At 62.4% G+C, this 19362-nt stretch carries 8 protein-coding genes; all 8 read left to right on the forward strand.

The annotated features are described in order from the left end of the window. Positions 1-3: 3 nt before the first annotated feature. The 8 genes from QN245_RS11730 (at position 4) to QN245_RS11765 (ending at position 19348) form a co-directional block, all read left to right on the forward strand. On the forward strand, positions 4-1239 hold the full coding sequence (locus tag QN245_RS11730; protein ID WP_160964841.1) for an ABC transporter permease: 1236 nt from the start codon (positions 4-6) through the stop codon (positions 1237-1239). Next, positions 1236-12473, forward strand: a complete 11238-nt coding sequence (locus QN245_RS11735; protein WP_317843247.1) for a non-ribosomal peptide synthetase — start codon at positions 1236-1238, stop codon at positions 12471-12473. The genes QN245_RS11730 and QN245_RS11735 overlap by 4 nt, the downstream gene beginning before the upstream one ends. Before the next feature lie 63 nt (positions 12474-12536). Beyond that, positions 12537-13517, forward strand: coding sequence for a 2OG-Fe(II) oxygenase family protein (locus QN245_RS11740; protein ID WP_317843248.1), 981 nt, complete (start codon positions 12537-12539; stop codon positions 13515-13517). Between the two features lie 58 nt (positions 13518-13575). Continuing rightward, a complete protein-coding gene (locus QN245_RS11745; RefSeq protein ID WP_160964845.1) occupies positions 13576-14535 on the forward strand; it encodes a 2OG-Fe(II) oxygenase family protein in 960 nt (319 codons plus the stop codon). 37 nt (positions 14536-14572) lie between these two features. Then, positions 14573-15514 carry a 2OG-Fe(II) oxygenase family protein gene (locus tag QN245_RS11750; RefSeq protein ID WP_167087617.1) on the forward strand — a complete coding sequence of 314 codons (942 nt, stop codon included), beginning with the start codon at positions 14573-14575 and terminating at the stop codon, positions 15512-15514. A 67-nt stretch (positions 15515-15581) separates the two neighbouring features. Further along, positions 15582-16808 (forward strand): aminotransferase class V-fold PLP-dependent enzyme, encoded by a 1227-nt coding sequence (locus QN245_RS11755; RefSeq protein WP_317843249.1) that lies wholly within the window; start codon positions 15582-15584, stop codon positions 16806-16808. Positions 16809-16952: 144 nt separating this feature from the next. Continuing rightward, a complete protein-coding gene (ampC, locus tag QN245_RS11760; RefSeq protein ID WP_317843250.1) occupies positions 16953-18122 on the forward strand; it encodes a class C beta-lactamase in 1170 nt (389 codons plus the stop codon). A 680-nt stretch (positions 18123-18802) separates the two neighbouring features. Then, the gene (locus QN245_RS11765; RefSeq protein ID WP_317843251.1) at positions 18803-19348 is read left to right on the forward strand and encodes a hypothetical protein; all 546 of its coding nucleotides are present in this window, start codon (positions 18803-18805) and stop codon (positions 19346-19348) included. Positions 19349-19362: the final 14 nt, after the last annotated feature.

The raw sequence follows: 19362 nt of genomic DNA on the forward strand, positions 1-19362 counted from the left end.
ACCATGCGACAACTTGCTCCCATTCTTGCCGCGCTCAAGAAACACAAGGCCGGCACCATCCTGATCGCATTGCAGATCGCACTCACGCTGGCAGTCGTCTGCAATGCGCTGTGCATCATCCAGCACCGCATCGAACGTATCTACCGACCCACCGGCCTGGCGGAACACGAGCTGCTGACGATCCAGAGCGACCGTGTTGGCGTTGCGCCCAAGGACATGCCGCCGCTGATCGACGCTGATCTGATGGCGTTGCGCCGCTTGCCGGGTGTGGAGGACGCCACCGAAAGCAATTCGTTCCCGCTGGGCGGAGACAGCTGGCCAGAGGGCGTCCGTCTGGATCCGAATGCACGGGAACGAATGGCCCGCACCGAGCTGTACTTCGTCGACGACCATGGTCTCTCCACGATGGGCGCCAGGCTGATCGCCGGACGCAACTTCCATCCGAGCGAAATCCAGACCGGCGACGAGCACGACTTCGCCTGGCCGGGCCAGGTGATCATTACCAAGGCGCTCGCGGACAAGGTCTTTCCGGACGGCGGTGCGCTGGGCAAGGCAATTTACCTGGGGAACACTGATCCAACGCCGAGCACCGTGATCGGCATCGTCGATCATCTACAGGCCTCGTGGTCCGGCGCCGACAGCTATGGCTACATGGACAACGTCACGCTGCTACCGATGCGGCTCACGCGCAGCGACAGCACCTACCTGGTGCGTGCCAAGCCGGGGCAGCTGGACGCGGTAATGCGCTCGGCGCCAGCGACCTTGGTCAAGCTCGATCGCATGCGCGTTTTCCCGGCCGAGCGAGGCGTTCGCACCTTCACGACGGTGCGCGAACAGGTCTATAAAAGCGACCGCGGAACGGCCTACTTGATGGGGGCCATCTCCCTGGTGCTGCTCGGCGTCACCGCGGCGGGGATCGTCGGGCTGACCAGCTTCTGGGTCGGCCAGCGACGAAAGCAAATCGGCGTGCGCCGCGCCCTGGGCGCGACCCAGCGCGACATCGTCAACTACTTCCTAACCGAAAACCTGCTGATCGGCATGATCGGCGTGGCGCTTGGCAGCGTACTCGCGATCGGACTGAACGTCTGGCTGATGAGCTCGTTCGAACTGACCAGGCTCTCTCCGCTCTACATCCTCGTGGGCATGGTCGTACTGCTGCTGCTCGGCCAGGGCGCGGTACTGGCGCCGGCATTACGCGCCTCGCGCGTACCGCCGGCGGAAGCAACCCGCTCGGCATGAAAAGCCTGCGTCAGCCATCCGGCGCCACGTCTCGTATCAGCGGCAATGCCACCCCATTGCCGCAACAGCAGGGAGCTTATTACGACATGAGCAACTCACTACTCCTTTCAAGCGTCGCCGACTGGCGCCAGCGCATCGATGCCGCACGGAATGATCGCTGCGATCTCGACATCCTTCTGAAGGATACATGGCGCCACAAGATCGTCGTCAGGGACGACGGCCGCGACTTCGGTTCGGCGCATACCGTGTCGGCGGTGATAGAGCACGCCGGATATGCCAGCCTGATGGATTTCATCGCTGGCAATCCGGACACCTCGATAGCGGCGATGGCGCTGGTGAGCCTGCATAGGGTGCTGGAGGCCTATGGCAACGGTGCGCAGACGGTGGTTGGTTATATCCGTAGCAGCCGCGACGCAAGCGGCGACGCGCCACAGAGGCTGCAACCATCCATCATCGATCATCGGCTGCAATCGTCCCTGAGCTGTCTGCAGGCGACCCAGGAAATCGAACGCGACCTGCGCCAGGATGACGCGTTTGTCCTCGCGGACGCGCTGCTCGGTCAGGGCTGCTTCGACGCCGTCGTGCTCGACGCTGCCGATCGCCTGCCATCCTCGGCGACGGCCTTGCCGCTGGCGCTGCTCGTGCACGACGACCGTGCCGACCGCCGCCTGCAATTGCGCATGAGCTACGCGCCCGATCTGTTCGAAGACCAGACCATGCGCGGCGTTCTCGACATCGTCGTGGAAGTGCTGCACCAGATCGTGGCACGACCGCACGGCACGATGATCGATCTGGAATTGATCTCCGAAGACCAGAAGCAACAGCTGCAGCAATGGAACGCCACCGACGGCGACTTCCCGGAAGCTTCGCGCCTGGACGAGTTGTTCGAGCAAGCGGCCGGCGCATCGCCCGAGCGCTGCGCCGTTGTCTGCGGCCAGGATCGGCTTTCCTATAGCGAGCTGAACGGGCGATGCAACCGCATGGCGCATTGGCTGCTGCGGGAGGGCGTGAAGCCCGGCGAGATCGTCGGGCTGTATCTCGACAAGAGCTACAGGATCGTCGTCGCGACACTGGCGCTGTGGAAGGCGGGCGCGGCCTATACCCCATTCGATCCGAGTTACCCGCCCGAGCGCATCCAGTTCACCATGCAGGACACCGGTTCGCGGCGCATCCTGACCCATCGCCACTATTTCGATCGGCTTCGGGAGATGCTGTCCGACGCCGGCCTCGACGTCGAACTCGTCGACATCGAGCAGGCATTGCAGGACGACAATGTCGCCGCCACGAATCCGAACCTGGGCCTCGGGTCCGACCAGGTCGCCTATGTCACCTATACCTCCGGGACCACCGGCGTTCCCAAAGGGGTGGCCAAGCTCCATCGCAGCGTCGTCAACAGCATTACCGACCTCTCCGAGCGCTACCGGATGCGTCATGCGGGCATCGAGCACGTCGCCCTGTTCGCTGCACTGGTGTTCGAGCCATTCATGCGGCAGACCTTGATCGCCCTGATCAACTCGCACACCCTGGTCGTGGTTCCGGACGACGTGAGGCTGGATCCGCTGCGCTTTCCCCGTTTCGTCGCCGACCACCAGATCAGCTACCTCAACGGGACGCGTTCTGTACTCCAGCATTTCGACCTCAGCCACTGCAGCTCGCTGAAACGTCTGCTGCTGGTGGGAGAGGAACTGACGCCATCGGGTCTGCGGACCCTGCGCGAGAAGTTCCAGGGCAGGATCGTCAACGAATACGCGTTCACCGAAACCGCATTCGTCACCGCCATCAAGGAGTACCCGCCGGGAGACGCCACCCGCAACGACCGCAGCATCGGCCGGCCGCTGCGCAACGTGAAGTGCTACATCCTCAGCCAGAACATGAAACAGGTGCCGATCGGCGCCATCGGCGAGTTGTACATCGGCGGTGCCGGTGTGGCGAGCGGGTATCTGAACCGCCCGGAGCTGACCGCCGAGCGCTTCCTGGCCAATCCTTTCCAGACCGAGCAGGAGCGGCTTGCGGGCCGCAACGCCCGCATCTACAAGACCGGCGATCTGGCGAAGTTCCTGCCCGATGGCCAGATCGAATTCATGGGGCGCAGCGATTTCCAGCTCAAGCTCAATGGCGTTCGCGTCGAACCTGGCGAAATCGAGGCGCGGGCACTGGAATTTCCCGGCGTTCGCCAATGCGTGGTGGTAGCGCGCGGCGACTCGATCGAAACCGGAAACTGGCGCCTGATCGGCTACTACGTCGCCGACACCGATCAGCCGGTCTCCGAAGCCGACCTGCTGGCCTTCCTCGAATCGCGCCTGATCCGAGTGATGGTCCCCGCACGCATGGTACGCATGGACATCCTGCCGGTGAACGTCAATGGCAAGGTCGACCGTCATGCCCTGCCTGACGTCGGGCTGCATGCCCTGCCCACGTCGCTCCTGGACCAGGACAGCGCCGCGTTGGCGGAGGAAGGCGTCGTTGGCGTGTTGAAGGCTGAGTGGGGCGAAGTGCTCGGCATCCGCGCCGGCGAGATCGGCGAGGACGACGATTTCTTCCGCCAGGGCGGCCAGAGCATCAGTTGCCTGCAGCTGATCATGCGGATATGGCAGCGGATCCGCATCGCAGTCAGCGTCGAGGACGTATATCGGCTGAAGACGTTCGGCCAGTTGTCCCATCACCTGACCCTCAAAGTGGCGCAGGAGGCCGAAGCGCCGGTCGTCCCGCGCAGCGAGGACGGCGGCGACGGCAGCGACGGCGTCACGATGCTGGCCACCGGACTGCAGCAAGGCATGCTCTACCAGTGGATGAAGAGCGCGGCCACCAATGACGCCTACGTCATGCAGTCGCTTCACCACTACCACCGCGCCATCGATGCCGATGCCATGCGCCAGGCATGGAGTCTTGCGCAACGCAAGTATCCGAGCTTGTCCCTGCGCTTCGAGTGGCGAGAAGAGGCCCTGCAGCGGATCGAACGCAACAATCGCTCACTGGCGTGGCGCTACATCGACCTGAGCCAGATGCACGACCGCGGCGAGCGCGACGCCTACCTGGCGGCGCTGCAGCGACACGACCGGATGGAACCCTACGAACTCGATCAAGGCCAACTGTTCCGGGTCTACCTGATCAAGCAGGAAGAGCAGCTTTACTCGCTTCTGTTCAGTTGCCACCACATCATCCTGGATGGCTGGAGCCTTCCGCTGCTGCACGACACCGTACACCGGTTCTACATCCAGCTGCGGCGCGGCGAGTCGATCGAACTGCAGGAGGACACCACCTACGTCGCCGCACAGCGCTACCTGGAATCGCATCGGCACGAGCACCTGCAGTACTGGCAGGAACAGTTCGAACGTCTGAGCGACAGAGGCGATTTCGCCGGCATCGTCAACGCGCAGCTCCGCTACAAGGCCGATTTCGGCGACTACGACAGGATTCTCGAACACCGTACCAGGACCTTGTCCGTGGATGCGCGCTGTGTGGCCGCGATCAAGCGCTGGTGCGCGCAGAACCGGGTGACCATGCATTCGGTGCTGCAGTTCGCGTGGCACAAGGTACTGTTCGCACTCGGCGGCCACCCCATCACCGCAGTGGGCACGGTCGTCTCCGGTCGCGGCTTGCCGGTCGATGGCATCGAGGATTCGGTCGGCCTCTACATCAATACCCTACCCGCGATCGTCGATCATGCCGAGCAGGCAGGCAAGACGATCGCCGCAGCACTGATCGACATCCAGGAAACCATCAACCGGATGAACAGCCGCAGTGCGGTAGAGCTGTTCATGGTCCAGACCACAGGCAGCAAGCGGCGCCTGTTCGAAACCTTGCTGGTGCTGGAAAACTATCCACGGCTGCTCGGAGAAGACGAAGCCGCGCTGCACCACGAGTACCTGCACTTCGAAAAGTCTTACGACGCAGACAAAGTCGATTATCCGATCGCCGTGGTTGCACGGGAACATGGCGACGCGCTCGAAGTCGATCTGTGGTATGCCGGCGAACTGTTCGATGACGACACGATCGACAACTTGCTGGGAACGCTGGACGCCGTGTTCCAGCAGATTCCGCACGACTTCGAACGCCCGGTACAGGCGCTGGAGCTGATCAGTGACGGCGATCGCCGCCGATTCGAGGCCTGGAACCGGACTTGGACCGATTTTCCCGCCGAGCGCACCTTGCACGCGGCATTCGAAATCGCGGCGGAGCGCTGGCCGGACGTGATCGCGGTGGTGGCGGGCGAGCAGCGGCTGAGCTACCGCGAACTGAACCTGCGCGCAAATCAGCTCGCACGCCTGTTGCTCGCATACGTCGCGCTGAGGCCCGACGATCTGGTCGGCTTGGTGGTCGACAAGAGCGAGTGGATGATCGCGGCGATCCTCGCCGTGTGGAAGACCGGCGCGGCATACGTCCCGATCGACCCGTCCTACCCGGACGAGCGGATCCGCTTCGTCCTCGAAGACACCCAGGCGCAACTGGTCCTGGCCGACGTTGCCCACGCAGGGCGTCTGGACCAGCTCGTGGACGACCTTCACTGCCAGGTGCTTGGCCTCCAGGACCTGCCTCTGGAACGCCATGCGGCGGACAACCTGGAGAGCTTCGCCGCCAGCACCGATCTGGCCTATGCCATCTACACGTCCGGCACCACCGGCCGGCCGAAGGCCGTGCTCATCGAGCACCGGGGCGTAGTAAACCTGCATGCGTCGCTCGAGCAGTTGTTCGGGCTGCGCAAGGACCAAGGCGACGAAGCCATTCTGTCCTTCTCCAACTATGTCTTCGACCATTTCGTCGAGCAGATGACCGATGCCCTGCTGTCCGGGCAGACCCTGGTGATGCTCGACGACGCGATGCGCAGCGACACGTCACGGCTGTATGCCTACATGAACCTGCACGGGGTCACCTACCTGTCCGGAACGCCATCGGTGCTGTCCCTGTACGAATACGGCAGCATTCCCTCGTTGAAGCGAATCGATGCCATCGGCGAGGACTTCACCACACCGGTCTTCGACAAGATCCGTTCCACCTTCGATGGCCTGATCATCAATGGCTACGGACCGACCGAGATCTCCATCACCAGCCACAAGCGCCTATACCCCAGGCACGTACCGCGCCTGGACAAGAGTATCGGCCATCCGGTCGCCAATACCGCCTGCTACGTCCTGAACCTGGGCATGCAGCGCGTGCCGGTCGGCGGCGTGGGCGAACTCTACATCGGTGGCATCGGCGTGGCGCGGGGGTACCTGAATCGCCCCGAGTTGACCGCGGAGCGCTTCGTCTCCAATCCGTTCCAGACGGCTGAAGAGATGACGCAGGGCGTCAATGCACGCCTGTACAAGACCGGTGACCTGGTGCGTTGGCTGCCCAACGGCGAACTCGAGTATCTCGGCCGCAACGACATGCAGGTGAAGATCCGCGGCCAGCGCGTGGAGCTGGGCGAGATCGAGGCGACCCTGTCGTCCTATCCGGGCATCGCACGTGCGATCGTGCTGGCTCGCGAGTACGCGGATTCCGCCGCCGGCGGCGCTTCGCAGAAGTATCTGGTCGCCTTCTACCTCAGCGCCGGCCAGTTGCAGGAGACCGAACTTCTGCAGTGGATGAGGGCCAGGTTGCCACAGGCCATCGTTCCTGTACGCATCATCCGGATTCCCGAGATTCCGGTGACCGGCAGCGGCAAGCTGGATGTCAAGCGCCTGCCGCCCACGGAGTTCGCGATTGGCAGCGACACCGACTACGCCCCTCCTGCAAACGAGGTGGAGCGGGAACTCTGCCGGCTCTGGTCACATGTCATCGGTCTTGCCCCGGACCGGATTGGCAGCCGCGACGATTTCTTCGGCGTCGGCGGCGACAGCCTCCGCGCCATCAAGCTGGCGCAGGCCATCACCCAACATTTCGCGCAGAACCTCAATGTCGCCGCGGTGTTCGCACATCCGAACATCGCCGCGCAGGCCCGCTTCCTCAAAGCCAACGCACATGCCACCGGCACCGATCGTGCCTCGCCCGCCGGCCTGGCCGAGGCGTCCGGCGCGATGACGCCGGCTTCCCTGGCGCAGGAACGACTGTTGTTCATCGACGACCTGGTCGATGGCACCGCCGCCTACAATATCCCCTTCGCCTTGGCGATCGACCTGGACCGCCCCACCGCACAGGACGACGTCGCAGCAGCGCTTCGCGCCCTGCTGCGACGCCATGCGGCGCTACGCACCCTCCTGCAAGGCACGGATGAGGGCCGCCGCATCCAGCGCATTCTCCCGGCAGAGCAAGCCTTGCTGCGGTTCGAACTGCGATGTTCCGATGTATCCGACCGCAATGCGCTGGATACGCTGCTCGTGGCCGAAGCCGGCCATGTGTTCAGACTGAACGAAGAACTCCCGCTTCGCGCCCACCTTCTTACCGTCGGCGGCATGCCCCATCGCATCGTGGCCAGCCTGGTTTTCCACCACAGTTGCTTCGACGGCTGGTCGTGGCGGATTTTCCGCGAGGAACTGCAGGCACTGCTGCAAGGAACAGCATACGACGCACTGCCACCACTGAAGGCGACCTACGCGGACTTCGCTCTCTGGCAGCAGCAACAGCTCACCGAGCAGCGCATGGACGCGTTGTTCCACTACTGGGAACGTTCGCTCGCCGGCTGGCAGCCGCTCAACCTGCCGATCGACCATCCGCGCCCAGCGCAATTCGACTATCTCGGCCGGGAGATCGTCTTCGACATCGACGTCGGCACCTCCGACCAACTGAAGGTCCTGGCGCAGACCACGCGCACCAGTTTCTTCAGCGTACTGCTCGCCGCCTACTACCTCACGCTCAAGGTCTACAGCGGGCAACACGATCTGATCGTCGGCACCCCATCGGCCAACCGCAGGCACGCCGATTTCGATGGCGTGGTGGGGTTCTTCGTCAACCTGCTGGTGCTGAGGACCAGCATCGACGGCAGTGGCCGACTGCTGGACTACCTGCGAGACGTCGGCGGCGTCGTGCTGCAGGCGCAACTGCACGAGGACCTACCGTTCGAACAACTGGTCAAGCGCCTGGAAGTCGCCAAGGACACCAGCCGCCATCCTATCGTCCAGGCGGTCTTCAGCCTGCTGAACAGGGAGTCGGTGGAGACTGGTTGGTCGGCGATCCATGTGCACGTGCCAGAGGACGAAGGCAGAACCACGGCCAAGTTCGACCTATCCGTGACCGTTTCCGAAAAGGCCGACGGGCTTGGGGTCAACTTCACTTATGCCGCGTCGCTGTTCGATGCCGCGAGCATCGACGGCATCATCGCCACCTATCGGCATATCCTTCAGGAGTTCTGCCGTCTCGCGCCGATGGCCGAGTCCGCTGCGTTGTCCGACATCCGCTATGTCGGCACGGACCTGCGTGCACTGCCGGCGGCGCCCCTGGCCGTACCGCGACCGGCCGAGACCTTGCACGCCGCCTTCGAGCGGATCGCCGCAGACATGCCGCACGATGTCGCCCTGGTGCATGGCGACATGCGCCTGACATATGCCGACCTCAACGCACGTGCCAACCAACTGGCGCATGTCCTGCTGAACCGCATATCGCTCGAACCCGACGATTTCGTCGCGCTGGTGCTGGACAAGACAGAGTGGTCCGTGGTCGCCATTCTCGCCGCATGGAAGGCCGGCGCTGCCTATGTGCCCATCGACCCCGGCTACCCGGACGAACGCATCGCGTTCATGCTGGAAGACACGCGCGCACGGATCGTGGTGACGGAAGCCGCCCACGAACAGCGCGTCCAGCAACTGGCACGCCATCACGACATACCAGTCGTGAACGTGCAGACGCTGCCACTGCAGGACGCAACGTTGCCGAACCCGGCGACGACTGCCGACGGCGGCCACCGCGCCTACGCGATCTACACGTCGGGCACCACCGGCAGGCCCAAGGCCGTCCTGGTGAGGCACCGCAATGTGCTGAGCTTCCGCGATGGCCTGGCACGTCGCTACTTCGGCGATGCCGAGGCCGGATCGCCGCGCCAGGGTGTCCTCTTCCTCGCCAACTACGTGTTCGATTTCTCGGTGGAGCAGCTGGTGTTGTCGATCCTGAGCGGCAATACCTTGATCATTCCCGAGTCCGCACTGGTGTTCGACGACGCATTCTATCGACGCATGAACCAGGAACGTCTGAGCTACATCAGTGGCACCCCGACCCACCTGCAACTGTTCGACCTGTCCCGATTCGATCACCTATGCGCAGTGCTTGTCGCGGGAGAAACATTTCGGCGCCATCACTTCGAGAAGATCCGTCAGGAGTATCGAGGGCCCTTGTACAACGCCTACGGAACCACCGAAACCAGCGTCTACAACACCATCAGGTACTTCGCGCCCGACGCGCCATACCGCAACGACATTGGCCAAGCCATCCCGAACAGCGCGCTGCTCATCCTTGACGACACACTGCGCGAACTGCCGACGGGTGGCCTTGGTGAGATTCACTTGGGGGGCGATTGCGTCGGCGCAGGTTATCTCCACCGCGACGAACTGACGCGCGAACGCTTCATCGCCAATCCCTTCCAGAGCGCAGAGGATCGACAACAAGGGCGCAACGGCCAAGGGCGCAACGGCATCCTGTACAAGACCGGCGACCTGGCCCGGCGCCGCCACAGCGGCGAACTGGAGTTCTTCGGCCGCAACGACCGGCAGGTGAAGATCAACGGCATTCGCATCGAAACCGGCGAGGTCGAGGAGGTAGCCGCGTCCTTCCCGGGCATGATGCAATGCGCCGTGATCGCCCGCTGCGACGACGAAGGAGGCGACAGGCTTGTCTGCTACTACGTCGCCGAACCAGCGCTCGACGAACATGCCCTGTCCCGCCATCTGCGTTCGAAGCTGCCAGGGGCGATGATGCCCTCGAGCCTGGTCAGGGTGGAGCATGCTCTACCACTTACCGTGAACGGCAAGCTCGACACCGGCGCGTTGGCGCGCCTGTGCCCAGAGGAACCCGGCGCAATCTATGCGGCGCCCTCGCAACGGATCGAATCGCGCCTTTGCCGCATCTGGAGCGACGTTCTGCATGGCCGGGCGGTTGGGATCCACGATAATTTCTTCCAGATCGGCGGCGACAGCATCGCCGCTCTGCACCTGACCAGCCAGATCCGCAGAAAGTTCGGCCATAAGGTCAGCGTGAAGCACATCTTCGACTTTCCCACTGTCTCCGCGTTCGCCGAACATGTCCTGAAGGATCCGGCAGACAGGTTGCCTGCGCAGGCCCATACGGCACCTGCCGGCGAATGTCCGCTGCTGCCCATCCAGGCATGGTTCTTCGCCAAGGACTTGCACGACCGCGGGCACTGGAACCAGTACCTGACCATCCGCACTCCTGCGCTGGACACCGACCGGCTGCGCATCGCGCTCGGCAAGCTGTCGCGACACCACGATGCATTCCGCCTCAGGTATAGAACCGCGACGATCGCCCGCACGGGCATCACCCAGTTCTACGCTCAGGACAGCGACATTCCGCTCCACGCTATCGATCTGCGCGTCTCCGGCGAAGACACATTGGCGTGGCAACTGGCTGCACTACAGGGCGGCTTCGACCTCGAGCGCGGGCCGCTGTGCAGGGCTGCCGTGGTACATGGATTCGCCGACGGTTCGGCGCGCATCTGGATGTCCTTGCATCACCTGATCGTGGATTCGGTGAGCTGGGAAATCCTGTGTCGCGATCTGGAAGCCCTCTACCATGGCGCAGAACTGGATCCGCCGGCGGGCGACATCCTCCGCTGGGCCCAGGCGTTGCAAGCGTATGTCCCGGCAGCCGGAGAAGTGCAGCATTGGCAGCAGATCGCGCAACAGGTCACGGCGGACCGGCCGGTGCTACGCGCGGACCCGTCCACAGCCGCCGGCCATCGCACGCGCTTCGCGCTCAGCGACGAAGACACGGCGGTGTTGATCGGCCGCGGGCGCAGAGCCGGTGAGGCGCACACGCTCGACCTGATGCTTGCCGCGCTGGCTCGAGCGCTGCGCGGCGTTACCGGCCGGACCCGTCATTTCGTTACCATGGAAAGCCATGGCCGGGAAATACTGCACGATGCCCCGGACGTACAGGACGTCCTAGGGTGGTTCACCGCCATGTATCCACTCGCCATCGTCGGCGAGGACGACATGGGGCAAAGCCTGGCGGCGACACGTGCGAACCGAGATTGCGTTCCCTCCAATGGCGTCGGCTACGGCGCGCTCCGCGGTGTCTACGGCAGCGACGCTGCTCCACTTCCCGAGATCAGCTTCAACTACCTGGGTAGCTTCGCCGATCCTGGCACCGCCGACGCAGGCGATGCGCACGATGGCACCGCGCGCTGGCGACTGGACCCGGCGATGTGCGGCATCAGCACGTCCGGCAGCGATCAACACGCGAGCGACTGCGTAATAGATATCACCGCACGCTGCATCGGGACGCGGATGGTAGTGGATGTGGACAGTCGCTTGGCTGCCGAACAGGCCAGGCAATTTTCCAGGTCGCTGGAAGCGGCGCTGCAAACGTTCTGCGCGTATGTGGGCAAGCACGCGACGCAACGCGCCGAACCCGCAAAGCCCTCCCCCGTGCGTCCCCGCACCGTGGATTTCGAGCCCTACTTCGTCATCAACGAAGCCGCGGCCGGCCCCACGCTGTTCGTCCTTCCGCCCGGCGAAGGCGGCGCGGAAAGCTACCTCAACAACCTGGCGAAACAGCTCCCGACCCTGCGCCTGGTGCTGTTCAACAACGTGCACCTGCACAGCCCCATGCAGTCCTTCGAGGAAATCGCCAAGTACTACATGCACCACGTACGCCAGCTGCAACCAAGCGGCGCCTACAACTTCTTCGGATGGAGCTTCGGCGGCGTGGTCTCCCTGGAGATGTCGCTGCAACTGCTGCGCGAGGGTGAAGCGGTTTCGAATCTGCTCATGGTCGATTCGTTCTTCAACGTCGAGAAGGCGGTGGACGATCTATGCCTGCCTAAACATGCAAACTCGCTCGATCCGATCAATCACCGCTACAGACCAAATCAAAAGGCGCTGGCAACGCTAGCGGAAACCGCCGACAACATCGTGCTCTTCAAGGCCGTTGAGCCCATTGCCGACCATCGCAGCGACGAGCAGCGCAAGGTGTTCGAGTACTACGCGAGTTCGCCCTTCAACAATCTCGATACGTTGCTGCCGCCGTCGTCCTTCACACTGCAGACCCTCGGAGACAACAGCCATTTCTCCTGGATCCACGAGAAAGCGACCGTAGGCAAGGTGTGTTCGACGACGGCATCCCTGATCCAGGAAAGGGCGACCATCTAGACCCGAGCGCAACACGACATCCGCCTGACGCATCGACAACTTCCCTTAGCGACAGAGATGACCATGAACAGCCATGCAGACGTACCGGTGATCGACATTTCCAGACTCGCCGGCAGCGACCCGGCCGCCAAGCGCGCTGCCGCCGACGAAATAGACCGCGCTTGCCGCAGTTCCGGATTCTTCTATGCAGCCAATCACGGCGTCGATCTGGCAGCGCTGCAGAAGGTAACCACGGACTGGCACATGGCCATGTCCGAGGCAGAGAAATGGGCCTTGGCGATCAATGCCTACAACCCGACCAATCCGAGGAACCGCAACGGCTACTACATGGCAGTTCAGGGCAGGAAGGCCAACGAGTCGTTCTGCTATCTGAACCCATCATTCGACGCGGAGCACGCATCGATCAGGGAAGGACTGCCTTCCCACGAAGTCAACATCTGGCCCGACGAGGAAAAGCATCCCGGCTTTCGCCCATTCTACGAGCGCTACTACACGGACGTGTTCGACGTCGCATCCTTGGTCCTGCGCGGTTTCGCCATCGCTCTGGGCAAGGATGAAACGTTCTTTGAGCCCCACTTCACCGCGCAAGACACCTTGTCGGCGGTGTCACTGATCCGCTACCCGTACCTTGAAGACTATCCGCCAGTCAAAATCGCAGCCGATGGAACGAAACTCAGCTTCGAGCATCACCAAGACGTCTCGCTGATCACCGTCCTCTATCAGACCGCCGTTCCCAACCTTCAGGTCGAGACCGCAGAAGGCTATGTGGACATCCCCGCATCCGAAGAGCACTTCCTGGTCAATTGCGGGACCTACATGGCGCATATCACGCACGACTACTACCCAGCGCCGATGCATCGGGTCAAGTTCATCAATGCCGAGCGGCTTTCCATACCCTTCTTTGCCAACCTCTCCTACAGAAGCACCATCACACCGTTCGCCCCTGCGCAACATCGTCCCGCCTACACCAACAGGGCGCTCTCCTACGGCGACTATCTGCAGCACGGGCTTCTCGACCTGATCAAGGCCAATGGCCAGACCTGACCCACGTAACCTGAGCCGCACACGACATCTGCATATCACCAGCGCCGAGGCGACACACATGACCGACACCGGGATCCATGTCTTTGAACTGGATGAGCTCAAGCAGCGCATTCGCACCGATTCTTTACGCAAGTCTCTGTTCGAGACCGGCGTTTTCTACATCAGGGAGGACGACGACCTGAAACTACAGCATCGGAGGGCGATGGAGGCCGTCATGGACCTGTTCGAGAACGGCAGCGCGGAACAAAAGAACGCGCTGCGCAATCTCACCCCCAACATCCGACGGGGACTCTCCGACCTCGAGGCAGAAAGTACCGCAAAAATCACCAAAGGCGGCCAATACACGGACTACTCGATGGTCTACTCGATCGGCCTTTCGCAAAACCTGTTCCCCTCCAAGCCCTTCGAGGACGTCTGGACCGCTTACTTCGATCGTTTTTACGGCGTTACCAAGGACATCGCACGGTGCGCCCTGCAGGCCGCCGACGTGGATCCCGACGAGGGGCTGGATGCGTTCCTGGAATGCGATCCATTGCTGCGTTTCCGCTACTTCCCCGAAGTGCCTGAAGACCGATGCGCGGAACAGGAGCCACGCCGCATGGCGCCGCACTACGATCTCTCCATCATTACCACCATCCAGCAGACGCCCTGCGCCAACGGCTTCGTCAGCCTGCAGTGCGCCGTGGACGGCCGCTACGTCGATCTTCCACCGCTGCCTGGTTGCATGGTGGTGTTCTGCGGCGCAGTCGCTCCGCTCGTATCGAATGGAAGGATCAAGGCACCGCGGCATCAGGTCGCTTCGCCGTCGATCAGCCAGCGCAGCGGCAGCGCGCGAACTTCCAGCGTGTTTTTCCTGCGTCCGAAGCCAGATTTTCGATTCTCGGTCGCGCTTGCCAAGGCCGCCGGCCTGGACGTCGATTTCACCGGCGACACCGCCACGTTCGGCGAATGGATCGGCGGCAACTACGTCAATCTCCGCTCCGCGGCCAGCGGTTCGCTTGCCCCAGCCCTCGCTTGACCGTTGAAGCGACCCATCACAGAAGGAGTGCAAACGCATGAACGAACGGACCGTTCCGACTTTCGCGCTGGAAAACATCATGCGTGGCGAGCAGATGGAAGAACTGCGACGTTGCGCGAGCGAGCAAGGCGTCTTCTATCTCGAGGTGAACGGCCCACTGAACGATGCGCACATCCAGGCCGGAAACGCCGCGATGACGTTCTTCGCCAATGCCGACGACGCTGCAAAGCAGGCTGTCACCAACAGTAGACCGAACATGCGCCGTGGCTTTTCTCCGCTGGGCTCCGAAAGCACTGCGCGCTGCACCAATACCGGCGAGTACTCCGATTACGCGATGGTCTACTCGATGGGAATCTCCGGCAACCTGTTTCCCACGCAGGACTTCCAACGGCTGTGGAGCAATTACTTCGACATCTACTACGCGATTTCGCAGCAGACGGCGAAAGCCGTGCTGCGGAGCATGGATGTCCATCTCCACACCGATATCGACACCCTGCTCGATTGCGATCCGGTACTGCGATTCCGCTACTTCCCCGATGTCCCCGAAGACCGTTGCGCCGAACAGCAGCCCAACCGCATGGCGCCTCACTACGATCTGTCGATCGTCTCACTGATCCTGCAGACCCCATGCCCAAACGGATTCGTCAGCCTGCAGGTGGAACTCGACGGGCACTTCGTCGAGCTGGCGCCACGTCCAGGGTGCGTAGTGGTTTTCTGCGGGTCCATCGCGCCCCTGGTTTCCGATGGGAAGATCAAGGCACCGCAGCACCGGGTAGTATCACCGAGCAGGACGCAACGGATCGGCAGCAATCGCACATCGAGCGTGCTCTTCCTGCGGCCGCGTTCGGAATTCACCTTCTCGGTGCCGCTAGCCAAGGCGCTCGGCATGGGCGACGACCTGAGCGGCGAGCGTGCCACGTTCGGAGAGTGGTGCGGCGCCAATTACATGGAGATGCACGTCATGTCGCCTCAACCTTAGTACATCCGGCATGGCCACGCTATCAGTGCCCGCCAGCGCGCCGTCATCCCACCGGGAGTGCCCGTTCATGATTTCGCACATCGACGCGACGCGCGTGCGTGAGCGCATGCTGTTACCGCCCTCCGTCGTCTATCTGAACGCTGGCTCATTCGGCCCACTTCCGCGCGCCGTATTCGACACAGCCGCGGCGCTTCGGCACCGGCTTGCACAGGAACCAACTGACTTCCTGTTGCGCCAGGTGCCCGACCTGCTCTGGCGCGCACGCGAGCAGTTGGCCGAATTCCTGGATTGCGCCCCCAACCGCCTTGTTTTCACCGCGAGCGTCAGTGCCGCGACAAGCCTGGTGGCATCCTCGCTGGCGCTTGCCACTCCCGGCGAAATCCTGCTCAGCGACCAGGAATACCTGACCATGCGATGGTGCTGGGAACGCATTGCGGACCGGCACGGCCTGGCGCTTCGCACTTTCCAGGCTCCGCCCATGCCGTCGGACCCCGAGGAGATCGTGCAAGCGGCCGTTCACGCCATGGGACCGCGTACTCGCCTGCTCTTCTTCAGTCATATCGCCTCGGCAACCGGGCTGGTACTGCCCGCCCGGCGGATCTGCGAAGAAGCGCAAAAGCGCGGCATCATCAGCGTGGTCGACGGCGCGCATGCTGTGGCGGCCAGCGCACTGCGGCTGCAACAGATCCCCTGCGATTTCTACGTCGGCAGTTGCCACAAGTGGCTGCTTGCGCCGAGCGGTGCCAGTTTTCTCTATCTGGGACGCGAGCGGGAAGAGCGACTGCAACCACTGACGATCAGTTGGGGGCACCACAGCGCACAGGCCGCATCGGCGCCAGACGAACGTGATCGATTCGGGAGCACGCCTCGGCTGCGTCGGCTTGAATGCGAGGGAACACGCGACATCTGCCCATGGCTCGCCCTGCCGGAGGCCATCGCCTTCCACCGCTCTTTCAAGCCAGACCAGGCCATCGCCCATATGCGCATGCTGGCCGAGTATGCGCGGGAACGCCTCGCAACGCTGGGCCTGATCGCTGCGACGCCCACCGACCCTTCGTTGAGTGGGCCAATGATCGCCTTCGAGCTACCTTCGGCGGCAACGCCGGCACAACTGCAAGGCGCGCTTTGGGACCGGTTCCATCTCGAGGTTTCCGTCATCGAGCGCCAGGACGTGGCACTGCTTCGGCTATCTCCTCATGTCTACAACACCTGTTCGGACATCGACTATCTGGTGGAATGCTTGGCTGCGCTCATGCGCAAACCGTCATCGAGGCGCCGATCGGCGGTCGTTTAGCCGGCACCGGGCGGCTAGCGCAAATGGGCCGCTTCCCTCCCGCTGCCTTTTTGTCCATCCTGTAGAACGCGAAAGCGGCACGGTCCACGCAGTGGACGTGATCGCCACAATCTCAAGCAGGTAGGAAAAGGCAGGGTATAGACGATGAAGAGGCTTTTGGCCTTCTGTTTGCTTTTCGTTGCCGCCATCGGCAGCGCGAAGGACGTGCCCACTTCGCGGGCAGATGCGCAGAAGCAGCTACAGCACACCGTGCAGACTTTCATGCAGCAGTACGACGTGCCCGGCGTGGCCATTGCCATAACGGTCGATGGAACGGACTACTACGCCACCTACGGCGTGTCCTCGCGAACGACGCAGGCGAAGATCAGCAAGGACACCTTGTTCGAAATCGGCTCGATCAGCAAGACTTTCACCGCCACCTTAGCCGCCTATGCGCAGGTCAACCACAAGCTGTCCCTAATGGATCACCCCAGCAAATATCTGCCGGAGATGAAGGGTCACGACTTCGACAAGGTCACGCTGCTCAATCTCGCGACGCATACAGCAGGCGGCTTCCCGATGCAGATGCCTGAGGATGTCAAAAGCGACGCTCAGGTAACTGCCTATTTTCAGGCATGGAAGCCTCAGTACCCCGCAGGCACGAAGCGCACTTACGCAAACCCGAGCATTGGCATGTTGGGGCTGATCACGGCAAAAAGCATGCATGTCCCGTTTCGCAAGGCGATGGAAGGCATCCTGCTTCCCAGGCTTGCGTTGCCCAACACCTACCTCTACGTTCCGCCCGGAAAACAGGCGCTGTACGCGCAGGGCTACGACGAGAACAATGCCCCGGTACGCATGAAGCCAGGCGCTCTATGGGAACCGACATACGGCATAAAAACCACAGCCGAGGATCTGCTGCGCTTTGTCGAAATCAATCTCGACCTGATCGAAGTGCAGCCTGCGCTGAGGCAAGCCATCAAAGACACCCACACCGGCTACTTCAAGCTCGGTGACATGACCCAGGACCTGGTCTGGGAACAGATTCCCTACCCCACCAACCAGAACGGGCTGTTGACGAACAGTTCCCAGAAGGTCATCTACGAGAGCAATGCTGTGGACACGCTAACGCCACCATTGCAGCCACAGCAGAATGTGCTGATCAACAAAACCGGCTCGACCCGGGGCTTTGGCGCATACATTGCCTTCAATCCGTCGGACAGGATCGGCATCGTCCTGCTGATCAATCGAAACATCTCCATGGAAGCGCGACTGCGCCTGGCCAATGCCGTGCTGGATGTCGCACGCGGCTTGCCAAACGGGCATTCACACTAAGCGCCTTTTCCGCTTCGCCGGGTGCACACGACATAAAAGCACATGCGAGCTTCGCTGATCGGCTCGATGGCCCTGAGCTCCAACATGCGCACGACGCACCGAGTGCCGTCCGGCCAATTGCTGAAGGAGCGACAGGTGCTTGTCGTGCTCTGTGGCCACCCGGACGAAGCACCGTCCAGCAGCGTCAAAGCAGCAACGCATCGCCAAGGAAGGCGTGATCGCAGATCGTGCTGATCTTCTCGCTGGGTGCGCTTGCGCCCGAGGCGTGCCTGCAGGTCAGCAGGAACGCGCAAACGAACGTAGTAGCGGCCAGTCTCGCCGCGGGTGAGGTAGTGCGCGACTCGCATGGAAGTGTCCAAGCGAGTGTCCAAGGTGGCGAAAAAGAAAAACGCCCGCAAGCCTTTGATTTGCGGGCGTTTCCTTGACACTGGCGGAGTGAGAGGGACACCATGCAGAGCCCTCTAACCCATTGATGCCAATCGTCTTTTGCCACCTGGACACCCGCAAATTGTGCCCAAGGGATGGTCCTACCGCCGGGATCGTAGCCGAGGCGGCATGCAATGTTGATCCCCCCATACGGCCAGTCCCTCTCCCTGTGCGATGAACCGATGCGCCACTCGTCAGGACGCTGATAGGAACAACGCGGCTCACGTCCCGGGGCGCGCCGTCGACGCCGAACCTTGACCGTCGATCAACTCCTTCTAGGCGTCTCAGGACAGCAAAAAACCGACCTCGAAGCGCGTATTTATATTTGTGAAATTTCTCTGAAATTTGCACTTGCGCAATGGCGACTCGGTGCTTGGATGAAAGCTCCTCAATCGCTCAAAGGAGCATCCATGCAATCCGAACCACTCACGCTTCAAATCGCCAGCCGTCTCGTCAGCGGCCTTCTTTGCCATGAGCGGCACTGCCGCCTCCCCGACCGCGTCAACGACATCCGGCACGCTCTGGAGGTGGCCGGGGAAATGATGCGCCAATACCGCGGCGGCTCTTCCGCTCCTCCGGTGTACGACTACGCCCCGCCCAAGCCTGGGCCGACGCTGCCACCACCAGCATCGCTGTCCCAGCCGCAAGTGCCGCGCCCACAAGAGACCCGAACTCAGCAGGCCATCGTGGTGCGCGAGATTCCGTCCGTTGAAGAGTGGCGAAAGAACCGCCGGCGCAAAGTCGCCCTGCATCCGGATCCGATGGCGAACACGAAGAGGCCGAAGCCGACATTGCACTGACACGCACCAACGCC

Source organism: Xanthomonas rydalmerensis, assembly GCF_033170385.1.
Classification (GTDB): Bacteria; Pseudomonadota; Gammaproteobacteria; order Xanthomonadales; family Xanthomonadaceae; genus Xanthomonas_A; species Xanthomonas_A rydalmerensis.

Bases quoted from the DNA above. Each gene is read 5' to 3' on its own strand.
- QN245_RS11730 (WP_160964841.1), top strand. From the start codon at position 4: ATGCGACAACTTGCTCCCATTCTTGCCGCGCTCAAGAAACACAAGGCC.
- QN245_RS11735 (WP_317843247.1), top strand. From the start codon at position 1,236: ATGAAAAGCCTGCGTCAGCCATCCGGCGCCACGTCTCGTATCAGCGGC.
- QN245_RS11740 (WP_317843248.1), top strand. From the start codon at position 12,537: ATGAACAGCCATGCAGACGTACCGGTGATCGACATTTCCAGACTCGCC.
- QN245_RS11745 (WP_160964845.1), top strand. From the start codon at position 13,576: ATGACCGACACCGGGATCCATGTCTTTGAACTGGATGAGCTCAAGCAG.
- QN245_RS11750 (WP_167087617.1), top strand. From the start codon at position 14,573: ATGAACGAACGGACCGTTCCGACTTTCGCGCTGGAAAACATCATGCGT.
- QN245_RS11755 (WP_317843249.1), top strand. From the start codon at position 15,582: ATGATTTCGCACATCGACGCGACGCGCGTGCGTGAGCGCATGCTGTTA.
- ampC (WP_317843250.1), top strand. From the start codon at position 16,953: ATGAAGAGGCTTTTGGCCTTCTGTTTGCTTTTCGTTGCCGCCATCGGC.